6 protein-coding genes are annotated in these 21701 nt (G+C 61.8%); 3 read left to right on the top strand and 3 right to left on the bottom strand.

The window, feature by feature from the left end:
* Positions 1-92 precede the first annotated feature (92 nt).
* The 3 genes from ACA051_RS20085 to ACA051_RS20075 form a co-directional block, all read right to left on the bottom strand.
* The gene (locus ACA051_RS20085) at positions 93-1919 is read right to left on the bottom strand and encodes a glycoside hydrolase family 15 protein (protein WP_497371609.1); all 1827 of its coding nucleotides are present in this window, start codon (positions 1917-1919) and stop codon (positions 93-95) included.
* Positions 1912-2700 (bottom strand): glucose 1-dehydrogenase, encoded by a 789-nt coding sequence (locus tag ACA051_RS20080; protein ID WP_497304200.1) that lies wholly within the window; start codon positions 2698-2700, stop codon positions 1912-1914. The genes ACA051_RS20085 and ACA051_RS20080 overlap by 8 nt, the downstream gene beginning before the upstream one ends.
* A 501-nt stretch (positions 2701-3201) precedes the next feature.
* The gene (locus ACA051_RS20075; protein ID WP_497371607.1) at positions 3202-3540 is read right to left on the bottom strand and encodes an isopentenyl-diphosphate Delta-isomerase; all 339 of its coding nucleotides are present in this window, start codon (positions 3538-3540) and stop codon (positions 3202-3204) included.
* A 282-nt stretch (positions 3541-3822) separates the two neighbouring features.
* Between ACA051_RS20075 and ACA051_RS20070 the strand changes: the two genes are divergently transcribed.
* The 3 genes from ACA051_RS20070 (at position 3823) to ACA051_RS20060 (ending at position 21686) form a co-directional block, all read left to right on the top strand.
* Positions 3823-4995, top strand: a complete 1173-nt coding sequence (locus ACA051_RS20070; RefSeq protein ID WP_497371605.1) for an MFS transporter — start codon at positions 3823-3825, stop codon at positions 4993-4995.
* 172 nt (positions 4996-5167) lie between these two features.
* Positions 5168-5902 carry a thioesterase II family protein gene (locus ACA051_RS20065; protein WP_497304194.1) on the top strand — a complete coding sequence of 245 codons (735 nt, stop codon included), beginning with the start codon at positions 5168-5170 and terminating at the stop codon, positions 5900-5902.
* 208 nt (positions 5903-6110) lie between these two features.
* A complete protein-coding gene (locus tag ACA051_RS20060) occupies positions 6111-21686 on the top strand; it encodes a non-ribosomal peptide synthetase (RefSeq protein ID WP_497371603.1) in 15576 nt (5191 codons plus the stop codon).
* The last annotated feature ends 15 nt before the right edge of the window (positions 21687-21701 follow it).

Below are 21701 nucleotides of genomic sequence, written 5' to 3'. Positions count from 1 at the left end.
CACGCTCCCACAGGGTATGCGTCGTTCACAAATAGCGTGTTTGACACAAATCCTGTGGGAGCGAGCCTGCTCGCGATTGGGGCGACGCGGTCTCAAGGCTGCCAGTAATTCTTCTCCCCACTCAATTTCCGATCCAGAAAACTCGCCGCGCTGATCAGCGCCAGGTGGGTCAGCGCTTGCGGCGTGTTGCCCAGATGCCGCCCATGGCTGTCGAACTCTTCGGCGTACAACCCCAGCGGATTGGCGTACCTGAGCAACTGTTCAAACTCCAGGTGCGCCTTTTCCACCTGGCCCGCCCGGGCCAGGCACTCGACGTACCAGAACGAACATGCGGCAAAGGCGCCTTCGGTGCCGGTGAGGCCGTCGATCTGGCTGTCTTCGTTGCGGTAGCGGTAGACCATGCCGTCGCGTACCAGGGTTTTCTGGATGGCTTCGAGGGTCGATAGCCAGCGCGGGTCCTTGGCGCTGACGAAACGCACCAGTGGCATCAGCAACATCGAGCCGTCCAGCGCGGTACCGCCGATGTGCTGCACGAAATGCCCGCGTTCTTCGTTCCAGAAGTTGTCCCAGATGTCGGCGTAAATCGCCTGGCGGGTCTGGTCCCAGCGGGCGAACGGCGCGGGCAGGGAGCGTTTTGAGGCGAGGCGAATGGCCCGGTCCAAGGCCACCCAGCACATCAGCCGCGAGTGCAGGAAGTGATGCTGTTCGCCGCGCATCTCCCAGATGCCCACGTCCTTTTGCTGCCAGGTTTCACAGACTTGATCCACTACTTTCACTGCGTGTTGCCAGCCCTCGTGGGAGATGGCATCGCCGTATTTGTTGACCAGGTACACCGCGTCCATCAGCTCGCCGAAGATGTCGAGCTGGACCTGATCGTAAGCCTGATTGCCGATGCGCACCGGCGTCGCGCCGCCGTGGCCGGACAGGTGCGAGAGCTCGGTTTCCGGCAGTTCCTGGCGACCGTCGATGGCATAGAGGATGTTGAGTTTCATCGGTTTGCCCTGGCAATCGCTGACCCGCCCCCGCAGCCAGCCCATGTAATCGTTGGCCTCTTGAACGAAACCCAGACGCATGAAGGCGTAGACGGTGAACGAGGCGTCGCGGATCCAGGTGTAGCGGTAGTCCCAGTTGCGTTCGCCGCCGGGCGTTTCCGGCAGGCCGAACGTGGCAGCTGCGAGGATCGCGCCGTGTTTGCGCGAGGTCAGCAGCTTCAGGGCCAGGGCAGAACGGTTGACCATTTCCCGCCAGCGACCGCGGTAGTTGGACTGGCCCGTCCAGTCGCGCCAGAACTTCAGCGTGCGTTCCAGGCACAAACCCGCGGCGCCTTCCTTGAAACGCGGATCGTCGATGCCGCCGAGCAGGAATTCGGCGCTCTGGTCTTGCTTGAGGGTGAATTCGGCGACTGCCGCATTGCCATCAACACGCAGAACCTGATCTGAAGAAAGTCGCATGGACGGTTGGTCGGCTGCCTCGAAAGCCACGTCTTTGTTATCCATGCGCGCGCGGGTCTTGGCGCGAGCGTAGTCATGACTCACCGCGCAACGCATGTTAAACGTCGCGTGGCCGCTGACCACCCGAACACGACGCATCAGCACCGGAAAATCATCTTCACTGTCGCCAATCGGCAACAGGTCGGTGACTTCAACCACGGCGCGATCGCTGAGCCAGCGGGTTTGCAGCACGTTGGTGTCGGGCAGGTAAATCTGTTCGCGACGGGCATCGGGCAGGTCCGGCGACAACTGGAAAATACCGGCCTCGGGCGTGTCCAGCAGCGAGCAGAAGATCGATGGGCTGTCGAACTCCGGCCAGCAGAAAAAGTCGACGCTGCCCTTGTCGTTGACCAGCGCCGCGCTGCGCATGTCGCCGATGATGCCGTGGGCATCGATGTTGCTTTGTCGCTCGGGATGATGATCAGCCATTGCCGCGAAACTCCGGATAGAGGCTCATGCCGCCGTCGATGAACAGGGTGGTGCCGACGATGTAGTCGGAAGCATCGGAAGCGAGGAAGACCACCGCGTTGGCGATGTCCTCGACTTCACCGACCCGGCCGTAAGGGATGAGTTTGAGCAGTTGCTCCTCGTTGGCGGCACGATTGATATCCGTGCGAATGGCCCCCGGCGCAATGCCGTTGATGCGAATGCGCCGGTGGCTGACTTCCTGGGCGAGGGTTTGCATCAGCATGTCTACGCCACCCTTGGACGCGGCGTAATTGACGTGACCGGCCCAGGGAATGCGCTGGTGCACCGAGCTCATATGAATAATCTTGCCGGCGGCCCGGGACACGCCTTCGCGAATACCTTGCCGGTTGAAAATACGCAGGGCGGCGCGGGCGCAGAGGAATTGACCAGTGAGGTTGACGCCGATCACCTGGTTCCAGTCGGCGAGGGTCATGTCCACCGCCTTGGCGTCTTTTTGCATACCCGAATTGGCCACCAGAATGTCCAGCGAACCGAACGCCTCGAGGGTTTTCGCGAAAAGCCGTTCGACGTCTTCTTCCTTGGAAACGTCGGCACCGATGGCGATAGCCCGACCGCCTTCAGCGTTGATCTGCCGGGCCAGTTCTTCGGCGGGTTCAGCCTGCGAGTGGTAGTTGATCACCACCGCGGCTCCGGCGGCGGCCAATGCCTTGGCGGCGCCTGCGCCGATGCCGGAGCTGGCACCGGTGATGAGGGCGACTTGTTGGTCGAGAGCAATCAGCATGAACGTTTGCGCCTTAAAGTGAGCACCTAATTAGCTGACCGGTTTGCAGGACGCAGAGTTCACTTTGGGATCCGGGACCGCTGAGCCGGCGTGCGGGCCGGTCGAATGAGCCCAAGCTTGCTTAGCCAGGCATTGGTTTGCTGTTCAATACTGGCCGCAATGGGAGAGCAGTGACCCGGCCATGGGAATTCGAAGACCGGGATGTGCAACTCATCAAGCTCTTCGAGGGCGGTAGTGGTCGACATGATCGTCTCGAGGGCGACTGTTCATGAAAGGGCTCTCTATTCAGGAGCCGCCTGGACTCGCTTCTGCGAGATCTTTCCAGGCGCTTAGCCCGGTGGGGCCAATGGTTTCGAGCAGCCGGCGAAACCAGATAGTGAAGGTCTCGGGTTCGGCGGCAATACGCAGGGTAAGCTCGGACAGTGTTTGCCATTGCCAGTCATTGGCTTCTTCGGGATTGGCGACGGGCGCGCAATCGCTGGTGCCGACGAATATGTGGCCTTATTCGTGCTCGATGAGCTGGTTTGAAACCGGCTCACGGTAGAGGAGGGTGAAGACTTTACGCAATTGACAGGTGATGCCCATTTCTTCAAACAAGCGGCGTTTCGCGGCGGCTGCGGTCCGTTCGCCCGGGCGGGGATGACCGCAGCAGGTATTGCTCCACAACCCCTGGGAATGGTATTTGCCGAACGCGCGCTGTTGCAGTAGCAGGCGGCCTTCGCTGTTAAAAATGAAGATTGAGAACGCGCGGTGCAAGAGGCCCTGTTGATGGGCCTGCAACTTCTCGGCGATGCCTTTTTTGCGATCCTGGCGGTCGACCAGAATAAGAAACTCGTCCATAGCCAGACTCCATGGTGTCTTCGCTACCGGACCTTTACTGCTGACCAGACGACGTAGGGAAATTCAGACGTGTACCTGTATTAATCGAAATCTAGTCAAGGCTTTTACCCCCTGCAAATTTTTATTAGACCGTTTTCAACGTCTCGTTAAAGTGCCTGAGGGCATGCCGACCTAAGTGTTTTGTACAAGGGTTGAGCAACGTTCACATTCAACCAACAAATACTCACTTTGCCCTCGATCAGTCTTATGGCAACTTGCACGCCCCAGCTGAGACCTGACCTCATGGCCAACCCCTACCGCGATCTATTCAAGGCCCCAGGCAGCAGAGCCTTTGTACTGGCTGGCATGATCGCGCGCATGCCGATTTCCATGACCGGTATCGGCCTGATCACCATGCTCTCGCAACTGCAAGGCGGCTACGGTCTGGCCGGTGCGGTGGCGGCGACGTTTGCCTTGGCCACGGCGTTTTGTGCGCCGCAAGTCTCGCGGCTGGTGGATCGCTTTGGCCAGGGCCGGGTTCTGCCGATCTCGGCGCTGATTGGTGGTGGGGCATTGTTGCTGGTGTTGCTGTGCACTCGCTTGCAGGCGCCGCAGTGGACATTGTTTGTGTTCGCCGCGCTGGCTGGTTGCATGCCGAGCATGTCGGCGATGGTCCGGGCGCGCTGGACCGAGGTGTATCGCGGCCAGCCGGAGCTACGAACCGCTTACGCGCTGGAATCAGTGCTGGACGAAGTCTGCTTTATTGTCGGGCCGCCGCTGTCGGTGGGACTGTGCGTGGTGGCGTTCCCCGAGGCGGGGCCATTGGCGGCGTTGTTGATGCTGGCGATCGGGGTGACGGCGTTTGTGTTGCAGCGCGACACCGAGCCGGCGATTCATCCCCATGAAGAACTCCATCAGGGCTCGATCATCCGTTCGCTCGACATTCAATTGCTGATGCTGTTGATGGTCGCCATGGGCACCATCGTTGGCGTGGTGGATGTGGTCAGCGTCGCCTTCGCTCAACAACAGGGCCAACCGGCGGCGGCGAGCATTGTGTTGTCGGTGTATGCCATTGGTTCCTGCCTGTCGGGATTGGCATTCGGAGCGTTGCGCTCGAAAGTGCCGCTGCCACGATTGTTCCTGTATGGCGGGGTGGCGACGGCGGTGACCACGCTGCCGTTGCTGCTGGCGACGAACATTCTCGGGCTGTCGCTGGCGGTGTTTGTCGCCGGGCTGTTTTTTGCGCCGACGCTGATTGTGGCGATGGCGTTGGTGGAGCAAATTGTGCCGCCGGCCAAACTGACGGAAGGCCTGACATGGCTGGTCACCGGGTTGAGCATTGGCGTGGCGATTGGCGCGGCAAGTTCGGGTTGGCTGATCGATGCATATGGGGCCCGTAGCGGGTTTTGGGTGGCGATTGCTGCTGGCGCCGTGGTCCTCGGTTCCGCAGTCCAAAGCTTCCGCCATTTGAAATAAAGAACCCCTGTAGGAGTGAGCCTGCTCGCGATAGCGGTGTAACAGTCACCATCAAGTTGACTGACACACCGCTATCGCGAGCAGGCTCACTCCTACAGGGGGTATGTGTACGACTAATTCCCCGCGGCGCTCATCCGTTCTCTAATACAGACAACTTTTCGAGGTAAGCCCGGTGACCCAGCTGACATTGCTGTGCCTGCCCTATTCAGGCGCGAGCGCCATGGTCTACAGCCGCTGGCGGCGCAAATTGCCGGAGTGGCTGAAGTTGCAACCGGTTGAGCTGCCAGGGCGCGGCGCACGGTTTGGCGAAGCACTGCAGACCGATATGCGCGCGTTGGCCCGTCAATTGGCGGCAGAGTTGCAAACGTCCTTGCGCGCGCCTTACGCATTGTTCGGCCATAGCCTGGGTGCGTTGCTGGCTTGTGAACTGGCCCACGCCTTGCGCGCGCTGGGCTGCCCGGAACCGGTGGCACTGTTCGCCTCGGGTACCGCCGCGCCGACGATGCGCAGTGATTACGACCGGGGCTTTGGCGAGCCCAAGAGCGACGCAGAACTGATCGATCAGTTGCGCATGCTCAATGGCACCAGTGAAGAGATTCTGTCTAACGAAGAGTTGATGAGCCTGACGTTGCCGGTCCTGCGTGCCGACTTTTTGCTGTGCGGACGTTTTGAGCCGTTGCCGCGTCCATTGCTCAAATGTCCCGTGCACGTGCTCGGCGGCACCACCGACCGTGCCACCACCGAACAGTTGATCGGCTGGAGTAAGGAAACCCACGGCAGCTTTTCCGTGGACATGCTGGCGGGTGGACACTTCTTTATCCATGAGCACGAGGCCAAGGTGTTGCGGGTGATCAAGGATCAACTCGACGTTCACCATCGCCGACATGGCTTGATGGCCGTCAGCTAACAGATCTCAAACTTCACTCAATACCTGTGGGGGTGGGCAAGTCGAATCGTCGCACCGCCGCTCCCACAGGTTTTTCCATCGCCCTGTATTTCCTCATTCCATTCTCCTTTCTGACACTTGTTCTCATTCGCTAATTTTTCCGGTCTGCATTCGTTTTATAGGAACGACGTGCCTTTGTGCTTCCTGCCAACGATCCGGATGCTTAGAAATGAATGCTGAAGACTCCTTGAAACTTGCTCGCCGGTTTATCGGGCTGCCCCTGGAAAAGCGGCACATGTTCCTTGCGGCCTTGCAAAAGGAAGGCGTTGATTTCGCCCGGTTCCCCATTCCTGCCGGTGTAGCCGCCGAGGATCGCCAGGCACTGTCGTACGCCCAGCAACGCATGTGGTTTCTCTGGCAACTGGACCCGCACAGCGGTGCCTATAACCTGCCCGGCGCGGTGCGTCTGACCGGGCGTCTGAACCTGCCGGCGCTGGAGCAAGCCTTCGCCAGCCTGGTGGCGCGTCACGAAACCCTGCGCACGGTATTCCAGCGCCAGGCCGACGACACCTTGCTACAAGTGCCGGTCAGTGCGCCGCTGGTCATCGATCAGGTGGATTTCAGCGCGTTACCAGCCTCGGAGCGCGAAGTGGCAGTCGCCCACGCAGCCGAGCAGCAATCAGTGCTGCCATTTGATCTGTCGGTTGGCCCACTGCTGCGCGTTACCTTGCTCAAGCTCGCCGACGAAGAACACGTCTTGCTGTTGACCCTGCACCACATCGTTTCCGACGGCTGGTCGATGAACGTGCTGATCGACGAATTCATCCGCTGCTACGACGCCTTTGAGGCGGGCACGCAACCGCAACTCGCAGCCTTGCCGATCCAGTACAGCGACTACGCCTTGTGGCAACGCCGCTGGCTCGAGGCGGGCGAACAGGCGCGCCAGCTCGATTACTGGCAGGAGCAACTGGGTGACGAGCACCCGGTGCTGGAACTGCCCACCGATCACCCGCGCCCGGCGATGCCGAGCTATCGCGGCACCCGCTATGAATTCGCGGTCGACAACCATCTGGCCGAGCAACTGCGCAGCACTGCACAGAAACACAACATCACGCTGTTCATGCTCTTGCTTGGCGCATTCAACGTGCTGCTGCATCGCTACACCGGGCAGACCGATATCCGCGTCGGCGTGCCGATCGCCAACCGCAACCGCGCCGAGATCGAAGGCCTGATCGGTTTCTTCGTCAACACCCAGGTGCTGCGCACGAAGCTTGACGGCCAGACCCGCGTCGACGAATTGCTGCGCGCCATCAAGGAAACCGCCCTTGGCGCCCAGGCTCATCAGGACTTGCCATTCGAGCGCCTGGTGGATGCGCTGAAACTGGAGCGCAGCCTCAGCCACACGCCGCTGTTCCAGGTGATGTACAACCACCAGCCGCATGTTGCGGACATGTCTTCGATCAGCACCGACTCGGGCCTGAAGCTGGGCAGCATCGACTGGCAAAGCCGCACCACCCAGTTCGACCTGACCCTGGATACCTGGGAGAAGGGCGGCAGGCTGCACGCTGCGCTGACCTATGCGGACGACCTTTTCGACGCCGCCACCATCGAGCGGATGGCGCGCCACTGGAGCAATCTGCTGACGGCGCTGGTCGCTGATCAGCGCCAGCGGATCGGTGAAATGCCGTTGCTGGAGGCGGGTGAACAGCAGGTGCTGGTGCATGACTGGAACCGCACTCAGGCTGCTTACCCGACCGATGTCTGCATTCACGCGTTGATCGAAGCTCAGGTTCAGCGAACCCCGGATGCACCTGCCCTGATGTTCGGTGCACGGACGTTGACCTATGGACAGCTCGATGCCCGCGCCAATCAACTGGCTCATCGGCTTCGGGAGCAGGGCGTGGGGCCGGATGGGCTAGTGGGCATTTGCGTTGAACGTTCGCTGGAGATGGTGATCGGTTTGCTGGCCATTCTGAAAGCCGGTGGCGCCTACGTTCCGCTAGACCCGGAATATCCGCAAGAACGCTTGGCCTACATGATCGAAGACAGCGGCATTGCCCTGTTGCTCACTCAATCTTCACTGTTGCCAGCCTTGCCGACCGTTGCGATCGATGTCATTACCCTCGATCAGGACACTGGCTGGCTGGATGCCTACAGCGAGCAGCGTCCTGAGGTGGCGGTGGTTCCTTTGAGCCTCGCGTATGTGATTTACACCTCCGGTTCCACGGGTAAACCCAAGGGTGCCGGCAACAGTCATGCGGCGCTGGTCAACCGTTTGTGCTGGATGCAGGAAGCCTATGGGTTGGGCTCCAGTGACGCGGTGCTGCAAAAAACCCCGTTCAGTTTTGACGTATCGGTGTGGGAATTTTTCTGGCCGCTGATGACCGGTGCCCGTCTGGTGGTGGCCGCGCCTGGCGCGCACCGTGAACCGGCGCGGCTGATCGAGACCATCGGCGAGTACGGCATCAGCACGTTGCACTTCGTGCCGTCGATGTTGCAGGCGTTTATCCACGAGCCGGGTGTCGAGGCCTGTGTCGGTCTCAAACGGATTGTTTGCAGTGGTGAAGCCTTGCCACTCGACGCCCAGCAACAGGTCTTCGCCAAACTGCCCCAGGCTGGATTGTTCAACCTGTATGGCCCGACCGAAGCGGCCATCGACGTCACCCACTGGACTTGTGTCGATGAAGGTGCCGACAGCGTGCCCATCGGTCGGCCGATTGCCAACCTGCGCACCCATGTACTCGATGCCGAACTGTTGCCGGTGCCCAGCGGCGTGGCGGGTGAGTTGTACCTCGGCGGTGCCGGGCTTGCGCGCAGCTACCACCGACGTCCGGGCCTGACCGCCGAGCGTTTTGTGCCGTGCCCGTTCCATGACGGTGCCCGTTTGTACCGCACGGGTGACCGGGTACGCCAACGCGCCGACGGAGTGATCGAATACCTCGGCCGTCTCGATCATCAAGTCAAGTTGCGTGGCCTGCGGATCGAACTGGGGGAAATCGAAACCCGGTTGATGCAGCATCCGCTGGTGCGTGAAGCTGTGGTTCTGGTGCAGGGCGGCAAACACCTGGTGGCGTATCTGGTGCTTGAGAGTGCCGAGCCAGCCGAACAATGGCAGCAGGACGTCAAGGCCTGGCTGCTGGGCAGCCTGCCGGAATACATGGTCCCGACCTACCTGATGACGCTGGCGAAATTGCCGGTCACCGCCAACGGCAAGCTTGACCGCAAAGCCTTGCCGCAGCCGGATGCGGTGCCGCAACAAGCCTTCGTCGAACCTCAAGACGTCATGCAGAAGACGCTCGCCGCCATTTGGCAGGAGGTGCTGGGCCTTGCGCGTGTCGGCCTCGAAGACAACTTTTTCGAACTCGGCGGCGACTCGATCATTTCCATTCAAGTGGTCAGCCGGGCTCGGCAGGCCGGCATCCGCCTGAGCCCACGGGACTTGTTCCAGTACCAGAGTGTGCGCAGTCTGGCGCTGGTGGCCACGCTCGACAGCCACAGCGCTGTCGATCAGGGGCCGGTCAGTGGTGAAGCACGGCTGTCGCCGGTGCAGGCGCTGTTTTTCGAACAACCGGTGGTCGCGCGTGAACACTGGAACCAATCACTGCTGTTGACGCCCCGTGAGCCGTTGAACGGGGGATGGCTCGAGGCGGCGTTGACCCACGTATTGAATCACCATGATGCCCTGCGCCTGCGGTTCAGCCACAGCGCGGATGGCTGGCAACAGGTGCACGGACCGCTGGTCGAGCGCGCAGAGCTGTGGCAGCGCGCCGTCACGTCTACCGAGCAGTTGACCGCCGCCTGCGACGAAGCGCAGCGCAGCCTGAACCTGGAAAACGGCCCGCTGCTGCGTGCATTGCTGGTCAGCATGGCCGATGGCAGCCAGCGCTTGTCGCTGATCATTCATCACTTGGTCGTAGACGGTGTTTCCTGGCGCGTGTTGCTTGAAGACCTGCAGCAGGCCTACGAACAACTGGCCAGTGCCGGCCGCGTGTCGTTGCCGGCCAAAACCAGTGCTTATCAGGCCTGGACAGAACGGCTCGCCGAGCAGACTCCGCGGTTTGATGGGCAACTGGCGTACTGGAAACACCAGCAAAGCCGCGCTGCAGAACTGCCGTGCGATCGCCCCGACGGCGATTTGCAGAATGTACATGGGCAGAAAATCGAATGGCGCCTCGGTGCCAAGCTTACGCGGCAACTGTTGCAGCAGGCGCCAATGGCCTATCGGACTCAGGTCAACGACCTGTTGCTGACGGCGCTGGCGCGCACTATCAGCCGCTGGACCGGCCAGCCGGACACGTTGATCCAACTGGAAGGCCATGGCCGCGAAGACCTGTTCGACGATGTCGATCTGACGCGTACGGTGGGCTGGTTCACCAGTCTGTTCCCGGTCAATCTGACCAGCACCGACGACCTCGATGGTTCGATCAAAACGGTCAAGGAGCAGCTGCGTGCCGTTCCTGACAAAGGCCTGGGTTATGGCGTGTTGCGCTACCTGGCGGACCCGGCGGTCGGCGCGCAATTGTCGGCCCTGACGCAACCGCGCATCACGTTCAACTACCTGGGGCAGTTCGACCGACAGTTCGACGAGAAGGCCTTGCTGGTGCCTGCGACCGAACCGGGCGGTTCGGCTCAGGATGAGCAGGCGCCGCTGGCCAACTGGCTGACCGTTGAAGGTCAGGTATATGGCGGTGAGCTGGCCCTGAGCTGGGGCTTCAGCCACGAGATGTTTGATGACGCGACGATCCAGCGCCTGGCGGAAGATTACGCCGTTCAGTTGCAAGACTTGATTGAACACTGCTGTGCCTTGAAGGCGCCGCTGGCCACCCCGTCCGACTTCCCGTTGGCGCGCATCACCCAGGCACAACTGGATGCCTTGCCGATGGCGGCCTCGACCATCGAGGATGTGTACCCGCTGTCTCCGATGCAGCAGGGCATGTTGTTCCATACCCTCTATGAGCCGGAAGTCGGCGCCTATATCAGTCAGTTGCGCCTGGACGTCCAGGGCCTGGATCCGCAGCGATTCGCCAAGGCCTGGCAAGCGGCCCTTGATCGTCACGATATTTTGCGCAGTAGCTTCCACTGGCAGGGCCTCGATACCGCGCACCAGGTGATTGCCCGTCAGGTGACATTGCCCCTTGAAGTGCTTGAAACGGCCGATCTGGATACGTTGGCCGATACCGAGCGTGCCCTCGGTTTCGCGCTGGATACGGCGCCGCTGTTGCGCCTGAAACTGGTGCGTACCGGCGCCGATGCATGGCACCTGATTTACACCAGCCACCACATCTTGATGGACGGTTGGAGCAACGCGCAGTTGCTGGGCGAAGTGATTGAACATTATGCCGCCGGGCAGGCGTTGCCGACGCCATTGGGGCAGTACCGCGATTACCTTGGCTGGTTGCAACAGCAATCGGCCGCCGCTGGCGAGCAATTCTGGAAAGCTGCATTGGCACCGCTGCAAGCGCCAACGCTGTTGGCCGACGCCTTGCGCCCACCGGTGGGCGGGCAGGGCAGTGAAGTCCATCGCGTTGCCCTGGACCCGCAGGCAACCCAGCGTCTGTCCGAGTTCGCGCGGCAACAGAAAGTCACGCTCAATACCCTGTTGCAAGCGGCCTGGAGCCTGTTGTTGCAACGTTACACCGGTCAGGATTGCGTGGCTTTTGGTGCCACGGTTGCCGGCCGTTCGGCGCCGCTGCCGGGAATCGAGCAACAGCTGGGCCTGTTCATCAACACCCTGCCGCTGGTGTGTGCGATGAGCCCGGATCAGACCGTCAGTCAGTGGCTGAGCGAGCTGCAAGGGCTGAACCTGGCTCTGCGCGAGTACGAGCATGTGCCGTTGTACGATATTCAGGGCTGGGCAGGGCAACAGGGTTCGGCGCTGTTCGACAGCCTGCTGGTGTTCGAAAACTTCCCGGTGGCTGAAGCGCTGAAACAAGGTGCTCCGGCCGGTCTGTCGTTCGCTAACCTGCACAACCACGAACGCACGCACTATCCCCTGACGCTAGGCATCGAACTGGGTGAAGGTTTGAGCCTGGAGTTCAGCTACGACGCGGCGCGCTTCAGTGCTTCGCAAGTCATTGAGCTGAGCGCCAACCTGCAGCACGTGCTCACCCAGTTGAGCACTCAGCCATACGCCCGACTGGGCGCGATGAAGCTGCTTGACGACGCGGGTGCCCAGGCCATGCTGACGCTCTGCCAGCCGCCAGCGGTGTGCCTGCATGACGACGCGCTGGTGCACCAGCGCATTGCCGCTCAAGCGCACGCAACTCCGGATGCGCTGGCTGTGCAGGCCGGAGAACTGACCCTAAGCTACGGCCAGTTGAACGCTCAGGCCAACCGTCTTGCACACCGCCTGCTCGCCACCGGCGTCGGCCCCGGCCAGCGTGTCGGCCTGGCAATGCTTCGCGGCCCGCAGCTGATTGTCAGCCTGCTCGCGGTCCTCAAAAGCGGCGCGGCCTATGTACCACTCGACCCGAAATACCCGGCCCAGCGACTGGCCTACATGATCGAAGACAGCCGCCTGGACCTGTTGTTGTGTGAATCCGGTCTGCTGAGCGAAGTGCCGCTGCCATCACACATCACTCGCCTGAGCCTCGATGCGCAGGCCGACGAACTGTGCGGCTACCCCGAGACTGATCCGTTGAACCGCGCGGTGGCCGAGGACCTGGCCTACGTGATCTACACCTCGGGTTCGACCGGGCTCCCCAAGGGGGTTGCCATTGCCCACGGTGCCTTGCGCGAGTTCTGCCAGAGCGCTGCCGAGTATTCGGTGCTTGACGCCAGCGACCGCGTGCTGCAATTCGCGACGTTCAGCTTCGACGGCTTTGTCGAGCAGTGCTACCCGCCGTTGTGTGTGGGCGCAGCGTTGGTCATGCGCGGTGACGATCTTTGGGATGCCACGCAACTGGCCGACGAAATCGTCCGCCGTGGTGTGACGCTTGCCGACTTGCCGGCCGCTTACTGGTATCTGCTGGCGCGCGAGTGTGCCAATGGTGTCATCAAAACCCTCGGCGATTTGCGTCAGGTACACGTCGGTGGCGAAGCCATGTCGGTGGAAGGGCTGCGCCTTTGGCACGAGGCCGGCCTGAATCATGTGCGTTTGCTCAACACCTACGGGCCAACCGAGGCAACGGTCGTGTCCAGCGTGCATGAGTGCCGCCTGACGGATGCCAACGACAGTTTCGGTATCCCGATCGGTCGGGCTATTCCCGGTCGCGCGTTGTACGTGCTCGACAGTGCCGGGCAATTATTGCCTGCCGGTGGCGTCGGTGAGTTGTGCATCGGTGCACCGGCCAGCCTCGCCCAGCGTTACTTCGACCGCCCGGCACTCACCGCCGAACGCTTCCTTCCCGATCCATTTGCCCTTGAGCCGGGCGCGCGGCTTTACCGCAGCGGTGACCTGGCGCGCTACAACAGCGGCGGTGATCTGGAATATGCCGGACGCATCGACCACCAGGTGAAAATTCGCGGTTTGCGCATCGAAATGGGCGAAATCGAGGCCTGCCTGCAAGCCCGCGATCACGTCCGCGAAGCTGCCGTTATCGCCCAGGACGGTCCGACCGGTGCGCAACTGGTGGCGTACGTGGTGCCGAGTGATGCCGGGTTACCTGACGCCGAAGAGTCCGTGCAAGCGCAATGGATCGATCAACTCAAATCGGCATTGCGCCAGGCATTGCCCGAATACATGGTGCCGGCACACCTGGTGTTGCTGGCCGCGTTGCCGCTCAACAACAACGGCAAACTCGACCGCAATGCGCTGCCCAAGGTTGACCTCACTCAGGGGCCGCACACCTATGTGGCGCCGCAAAGCGACCTTGAAATTCAGCTTGGAAGAATCTGGGAAGCGGTGTTGCAGACCCCCTCGATTGGCCTGACCGACCACTTCTTCGAACGTGGCGGACACTCCTTGCTGGCCACCCAGGTGATTTCCCGGGTGCGTCACGAACTGACCCTTGATGTGCCGATGCGCACCCTGTTCGAACATCCGACGCTAGGGGACTTTGCCGCGTGTTGTGCGACGTTCCAGCACAGCGTAACGCTGCCGATGGTTGCGCTTGAGCGCGGCCAGCCCATGCCGTTGTCCTATGCCCAGGAACGCCAGTGGTTCCTTTGGCAACTGGAGCCGGACAGCGCCGCCTACCACGTGCCGAGCGCCTTGCGCCTGCATGGTCCGCTGGACGTCAGGGCGCTGCAACGCAGTGTCGACCGGTTGGTGGAGCGTCACGAACCGTTGCGCACCACGTTCCGCCAGGATGACGAACGCACCGTCCAGATCATTCACCCGCAGGGCTCGGTGGACATCCACCCGCAAATCCTTGAAGCCGACGAAGACACAATCCCGAGCTGGGTGCAGACGCAGATCCGTCAGCCATTCGATCTGACGAGCGGGCCGCTGCTGCGAATCAATCTGCTGCAGGTGGCGGCGGATGATCATGTCTTGGTGATCACTCAGCACCACATCGTTTCCGATGGCTGGTCGATGCAGGTCATGGTGCAGGAACTGGTTGAACTGTACGCCAGCGAACACGCTGGCCAGCCGCACCCCCTGACGCCATTGACCCTGCAATACGCCGATTTTGCCCAGTGGCAAAGGCAGTGGATGGACGCGGGCGAGCGCGAGCGACAACTGGCGTACTGGGTTGCGCAGTTGGGCGGTGAACAGCCGGTACTGGAGTTGCCACTGGATCACGCGCGGCCAGCGGTGCAAACCTATCGCGGCGCACGCCTGGACCTGGCGCTGGACTCGAACCTGAGCACGCAGCTGCATGACGTTGCACGACGCGAAGGTGTGACCTTGTTCATGCTGTTGCTGGCCTCGTTCCAGATCCTGTTGCACCGTTACAGCGGTCAAAACGATGTCCGCGTCGGCGTGCCGATTGCCAACCGCAACCGCGCTGAAACCGAGGGACTGATCGGCTTCTTCGTCAATACCCAGGTAATGCGTGGGCAGATCGACGGCGAGCTGAGTGTGCGCGATTTGCTGGAGCAAACCCGACAAGCCGCGCTGGGTGCGCAATCCCATCAAGACCTGCCGTTCGAGCAATTGGTAGACGCCTTGGCGCCGGAGCGTAGCCTGAGCCGCAGCCCGTTGTTCCAGGTGTTGTTCAACCACCAGAGCGCCGACACACCGAGGGCCGGCCTGGATGATTTGCGTATCGAAAGCCTGGCGTGGGACAGCGCCACGGCGCAGTTCGACCTGACCCTGGATTCGACCGAAACCGCTACCGGTTTGAGGGTCTCGCTGACCTACGCCACCGACTTGTTCGAAGCGTCCTCCATTGCGCGCATGGCCGGGCATTGGCAGGCATTGCTGACCGGTATCGTGGCCGAGCCAGGCCAGCGGATCAGCGATTTGTCGATGCTGGCGGCGGCCGAGCGCCAAGTCATCCTGCACGACTGGAACAACACGGCCACCGATTACCCGCTGACCTCAAGCGTGCAGCAGTTGATCGAGGCCCAGGTCTTGAACACCCCACACGCTCCGGCGCTGGTCTTCGCTGACCAAACCCTCAGCTACGCGCAACTTAATACCCGCGCCAACCAGTTGGCCCACAAGCTGATCGGCTTGGGTGTTGGTGCCGAAAGCCTGGTGGGCGTCGCCGCCGAGCGTTCGCTGGAAATGGTCATCGGCCTGCTGGCGGTGCTCAAGGCCGGCGGTGCTTACGTGCCGCTGGACCCGGAATACCCGCAGGATCGCTTGCGCTACATGATCGAAGACAGCGGCGTGCAATTGCTGCTGACCCAGAGCCATTTGCGCGATGCGCTGCCGCTGTCCGCCAGCGTGCAGACGCTGCTGCTGGATGAACCGTTGGGCGGTTATGCTGAGAGCAACCCGAACGTGGCGGTCGATGGCGAAAACCTCGCCTACGTGATCTATACCTCGGGCTCCACCGGCCAGCCAAAAGGCGCGGGCAACCGGCATTCGGCGCTGACCAATCGCTTGTGCTGGATGCAGCAGGCTTATGGTCTGGACGCTGGTGACAGCGTGCTGCAAAAAACCCCGTTCAGTTTCGACGTCTCGGTGTGGGAGTTCTTCTGGCCGTTGATGACCGGCGCAAGACTGGTCGTCGCCGCGCCGGGGGATCATCGCGATCCGGCGAAACTGGTGGCGTTGATCAACCGTGAACAGATCAGCACGCTGCACTTTGTGCCGTCGATGTTGCAGGCCTTTGTGCAGGATATCGACGTGGCGAGCTGCACCAGCCTCCAACGCATCGTTTGCAGCGGCGAAGCCCTGCCGGCGGATGCGCAGCAGCAAGTGTTTGCCAAGTTGCCGAACGCCGCGCTGTACAACCTGTACGGCCCGACTGAGGCGGCCATCGACGTCACCCACTGGACCTGCGTGGAAGAGGGCCGCGACAGCGTGCCGATCGGCCAACCGATCGCCAACCTCGGTTGCTACATCCTCGACGACAACCTGGAGCCGGTGCCAAGCGGTGTGCTGGGCGAGTTGTATCTCGCCGGTGAAGGTCTGGCCCGGGGTTACCACCAGCGGCCGGCACTGACCGCCGAGCGGTTCGCAGTCAGCCCGTTTGGTGACGGCGAGCGGATCTACCGCACCGGCGACCTGGCCCGTTACCGCGCCGATGGCGTGATCGAATACGCCGGGCGGATCGACCATCAGGTCAAGCTGCGTGGCTTGCGCATCGAGTTGGGTGAAATCGAAGCACGGCTGCTGGAGCACGCCACTGTGCGTGAAGCCGCGGTGTCAGTGGTCGATGGCAAGCAACTGGTGGCCTACGTGGTGCTGGTCGACGACAGCGCCGATTGGCGCCCGGACCTGGTCGCGCACTTGCAGCGTGGACTGCCGGACTACATGGTGCCAAATCACTGGCTGAGCCTGGCGCAGATGCCGCTGAGCCCCAACGGCAAACTGGATCGTAAAGCCTTGCCCAAACCTGAACTCAGCACCGGCAAAGCCGACTATGTTGCGCCGCGCAGCGAACTGGAACAGCGCATCGCCGCGGTCTGGGCCGATGTGTTGAAGCTTGAGCGGGTCGGGCTGACGGATAACTTCTTCGAACTGGGCGGCGATTCGATCATCTCGATTCAGGTGGTCGGGCGTGCGCGCCAGGCCGGGATCCAGTTCACCCCAAAAGACCTGTTCCAGCACCAGAACGTCCAGGCACTGGCCACCGTCGCCCGCTTGGGTGTCAGCGGCCCCACCGTTGCTCAAGGGCCGGTCAGTGGCAGTACGCCGTTGTTGCCATTCCAGCAATTGTTCTTCGGTACCGAGATTGCCGAGCGTCATCACTGGAACCAGTCGGTGTTGCTCAAACCGGCCGTAGCCTTGAACTCACAACATCTGGAACAAGCCCTGCAAAGCCTGGTCGCGCATCACGACGCGTTACGCTTGTCGTTCAACCAAACCAGCGAAGGCTGGACCGCCACCCATCGCCCGCTCGACAGCGCACATGTGTTGCTGTGGCAAGGCGCTGTATCCGACGATGCGCAACTGCACGAGGCCTGCCTGCAAGCCCAGCGTAGTTTCAATCTGGCCGATGGCCCGCTGGTGCGCGGCTTGTTGCTGGACCTGGCCGATGGTTCTCAGCGCTTGCTGCTGGCGGTGCATCACTTGGTGGTGGACGGCGTGTCATGGCGGATTTTGCTGGAGGATCTGCAAAGTGCCTATCAGCAACTCTGCAACTCACAGGTGGCGAAGCTGCCGGCCAAAACCAACGCGTTCAAGCACTGGGCCGAACGCTTGCAGCAGCATGCGCCAAACCTTGAAGGCGAACTGGACCTGTGGCGGGGGCAATTGCAAGGTGCGCCGACTGACCTGCCATGCGACAACCCGCACGGCAGCGTGCAGAACCGCCATGCCCTGACGGTGCAGACGCGCCTTGGCCAGGACCTGACCCGGCAACTGCTGCAACAGGCCCCGGCGGCCTATCGTACGCAGGTCAATGACCTGTTGATGACGGCACTGGCGCGGGTGATTTGTCGCTGGACCGGCCACGACTCGACGCTGATCCAGCTTGAGGGCCACGGTCGCGAAGACCTGTTCGACGACATCGACGTAACCCGCACGGTCGGTTGGTTCACCAGTGTGTTTCCGGTGCGCCTCACACCGGCCGCAAGCCTCGATGCCTCGATCAAGCAGATCAAGGAACAGCTGCGAGCGATCCCCAACAAAGGGCTCGGTTTCGGTTTGCTGCGTTACATGGGCGATGAGGCCGCGCGTCGAGTGCTCGGCGAGTTGCCGTCACCGCGCATCACCTTCAACTACCTGGGACAGTTCGACAGTCAGTTCGATGACGCCGCGTTGTTCGTGCCGGCCAGCGAAAGTGCCGGCGAAGAGCAGAGCCCACTGGCGCCGCTGGGCAACTGGCTGGAGCTCAATGGCCGTGTGTATGGCGGTGAGCTGAGCCTGGGCTGGACCTTCAGCCGCGAGATGTTCGATGAAGCCACCGTCCAGCGCCTGGCCGATGAGTATGCCGTGGAACTGGGGGCGCTGATCGAGCATTGCAGCCAGGGTCGTCACGCCGGTATCACGCCGTCCGACGTTCCGCTGGCGGCACTGACCCAGGCGCAACTCGATGCCTTGCCGAATGCCGGAGCGGACGTCGAAGACATCTATCCGCTGTCGCCGATGCAGCAGGGCATGTTGTTCCACAGCCTTTACGAGCAAGGGTCGGGCAACTACATCAATCAGATGCGCGTCAGCGTCCAGGGCCTGGACGCCGAGCGTCTGCGCCAGGCCTGGCAGGCCGCGCTGGATAATCATTCGATCCTGCGCACCCGTTTCGTCTGGACCACCGAGCAGGAACAGCCGTTGCAGATCGTGCAGCGTCGGGCTGACCTGCCGTTTGCCTTGCATGACTGGCGTGATCGCATCGACCTGACGCCCGCGCTGGACGCGCTGGCAGAAGAACAACTGCGTGAAGGGTTCGATCTGCTCCAGGCGCCACTGTTGCGCCTGGTGCTGGTGCGTACCGGCAATGACAGCCACGAGATGATCTACACCAGTCATCATATTTTGATGGATGGCTGGAGCAACTCGCAGTTGCTCGGCGAGGTGTTGCAGCGTTATGCCGGGCAGACGCCAGCCGCCACGGTGGGACGTTACGCGGATTACATCGGCTGGTTGCAGCGCCAGGACGCACAGGCCAGCGAGCAGTTCTGGAAAGGGCAGTTAGCGAGACTCGATGAGCCGACGCGACTGGCCCAGGGCCGGATTGATAGCACACCGGCACTGGATGCCAGCGGCCATGATCAGCACACCCGTCTGATGGATCGTGACCAGACGCAACGGCTGAGTGAGTTTGCCCGTCAGCAGAAAGTCACCCTCAACACCCTGGTGCAAGCAGCGTGGCTGCTCTTGCTGCAACGCTATACCGGACAGGCAACGGTCGCTTTCGGCGCCACGGTTGCCGGGCGTCCGGCCGATTTGCCAGGCGTCGAACATCAGGTCGGGTTGTTCATCAACACCTTGCCGGTGATTGCCAGCCCAAGTGCCGAGCAAACGATCGGTGCCTGGTTGCAGCAGGTACAGGCGCAGAACCTGGCCTTGCGCGAGTTCGAATACACGCCGTTGGCGGACATTCAGCGCTGGTCGGGCCAGCGGGGTGATGGCTTGTTCGACAGCCTGCTGGTGTTCGAGAACTACCCGGTGGCCGAGGCGCTGGACAAGGGCGCGCCGCAAGGCATGCGCTTTGGCCAGGTGTCCAGCCACGAACAAACCAACCTGCCGCTGACCGTGCTGGTGGATCTGGGTGACACGCTGTCGTTGCAGTTCGCCTATGCGCGCCGACATTTCAGCGCCGAGATCATCGAGCAGATCGCCAGCCAGATGCAGCACCTGTTGCGGCAAATGGCCGGATCGACGGCGGATCATCTGCTGGGCGAGTTGCGCCTGGTGGATGAGGCGCAGCAGCAATTGATTGTGCGCGACTGGAACCGCAACAGCGCCAGCTATCCGCAAACCGGGAGCCTGCATCAGCTAATCGCGGCCCAGGCATACAAAACGCCTGACGCGATTGCCGTGAGTCTGGACGATCAGCAACTCAGCTACCGCGAGTTGAATCGCCGGGCCAACCGGCTCGCGCATTTGCTCATCGAGCGCGGCGTAGGTGCCGACGTACTGGTAGGGTTGGCGGCGGAACGTTCGATCGAGATGATCGTCGGCCTGCTGGCGATCCTCAAGGCGGGCGGTGCCTACCTGCCGCTGGACCCGCAATACCCCGCCGAGCGCTTGCAGTACATGGTCGAGGACAGCGGCATCGACTTGCTGCTGATGCAGCCTGGCGTGCTCGCCCACCTGACGCTGCCGACACAGGTTCAGACCTTGCTGCTGGGCAGCGACGGCGAAGTGCAGCCGGATCAACCGGACACCGACCCGCAAGTGACGGTGGACAGCGACAACCTGGCGTATGTGATCTACACCTCCGGTTCTACCGGCAAGCCCAAGGGCACGCTGCTCGCCCATCAGCATGTGTTGCGTTTGTTCGAGGCCACCGACCACTGGTTCAACTTCGGCGCCGAGGATCGCTGGACGTTGTTCCACTCCTACGCGTTCGACTTCTCGGTCTGGGAAATCTTTGGCGCGTTGCTGCACGGTGGCCGACTGGTGATCGTGCCGCACAGCGTCAGCCGTTCGCCGCAAGAGTTTTACGCGCTGTTGTGTCGCGAGCAGATCACGGTGCTGAACCAGACGCCATCTGCCTTCAAGCAATTGATGCAGGTGGCCACCGATGCTCAGGAGCGCGGGCGACCATCACTGCGCTATGTGGTGTTCGGTGGCGAGGCGCTGGAGGTCAAGAGTCTGCGGCCATGGTTCGAGCGCTTCGGCGACAGTGCGCCTCAACTGGTCAACATGTACGGCATCACCGAAACCACGGTGCACGTCACCTATCGACCGCTGACCCTGGCCGACCTGCACAACGACGCTGGCAGTCCGTTGGGCGAGCCGATTCCGGATTTGTCCTGGTACGTGCTGGATGCCGATCTCCACCCGGTGCCCAAGGGTTGCATCGGTGAGTTGCACGTCAGCGGCGCCGGACTCGCCCGCGGTTACCTGAACCGCGCCGATTTCAGTGCCTCGCGCTTCGTACCCAACCCGTTCAGCGACAGCGGTGCGCGGCTGTATCGCACCGGCGACCTGGCGCGCTACTGCGCCAACGGGCGGATTGAGTACTGCGGACGGATAGACCATCAAGTGAAAATTCGCGGCTTCCGCATCGAGCTCGCAGAAATCGAAGCACAACTGCTGGCCTTGCCCGAAATCCGCCAGGCCGTGGTGCTCGATCAGCCGGGTGCCGGTGGCGCGCAACTTGTGGCTTACCTCGTCGCTGCGCAGTCTGTCGCCGCGACAGAGCAGGGCGCATGGCGCGAACAGGTACGCCAGGTACTTAAGGGCAATCTGCCGGATTACATGGTGCCGGCGCATTTGCTGTTGCTCGATCAACTGCCGCTGACCACCAACGGCAAACTCGACCGCAGGGCGCTGCCACAACCGGATGCGAATCTGTTGCAGAACGCCTACGTGGCACCGGTCAGCCCGTTGCAAGAGCAAATCGCCGAGGTCTGGGCTGACGTGTTGAAAGTGGAGCGAGTGGGCCTGGCGGATAACTTCTTCGAACTCGGCGGTCATTCGTTGCTGGCAACCCAGGTGGTGCTGCGCTTGCGCGAGCTGCTGGGCTTCGAAATCCCCCTTGCCAGCCTGTTCGGCAGTGCCGATCTGGCGGCATTCAGCGACGCCGTTCAAGCCCTACAACCCGATTTGCAGCCCGTTCATGATGTTTTGGCTAAATCCTTGGAGGCCCTCAATCGTTTATCAGCAGATGAACTTGAAAAACTGATTTCCTAACGAGGACCACGGCAT

The sequence above is a fragment of the Pseudomonas sp. LBUM1669 genome (assembly GCF_059695705.1).
Note: the sequence above shows the minus strand (reverse complement) of the source record. Positions and strands in the feature narration are given on the sequence as shown.

Bases quoted from the DNA above. Each gene is read 5' to 3' on its own strand.
- ACA051_RS20060 (WP_497371603.1), top strand. From the start codon at position 6,111: ATGAATGCTGAAGACTCCTTGAAACTTGCTCGCCGGTTTATCGGGCTG.
- ACA051_RS20070 (WP_497371605.1), top strand. From the start codon at position 3,823: ATGGCCAACCCCTACCGCGATCTATTCAAGGCCCCAGGCAGCAGAGCC.
- ACA051_RS20085 (WP_497371609.1), bottom strand. From the start codon at position 1,919: ATGGCTGATCATCATCCCGAGCGACAAAGCAACATCGATGCCCACGGC.
- ACA051_RS20080 (WP_497304200.1), bottom strand. From the start codon at position 2,700: ATGCTGATTGCTCTCGACCAACAAGTCGCCCTCATCACCGGTGCCAGC.
- ACA051_RS20075 (WP_497371607.1), bottom strand. From the start codon at position 3,540: ATGGACGAGTTTCTTATTCTGGTCGACCGCCAGGATCGCAAAAAAGGC.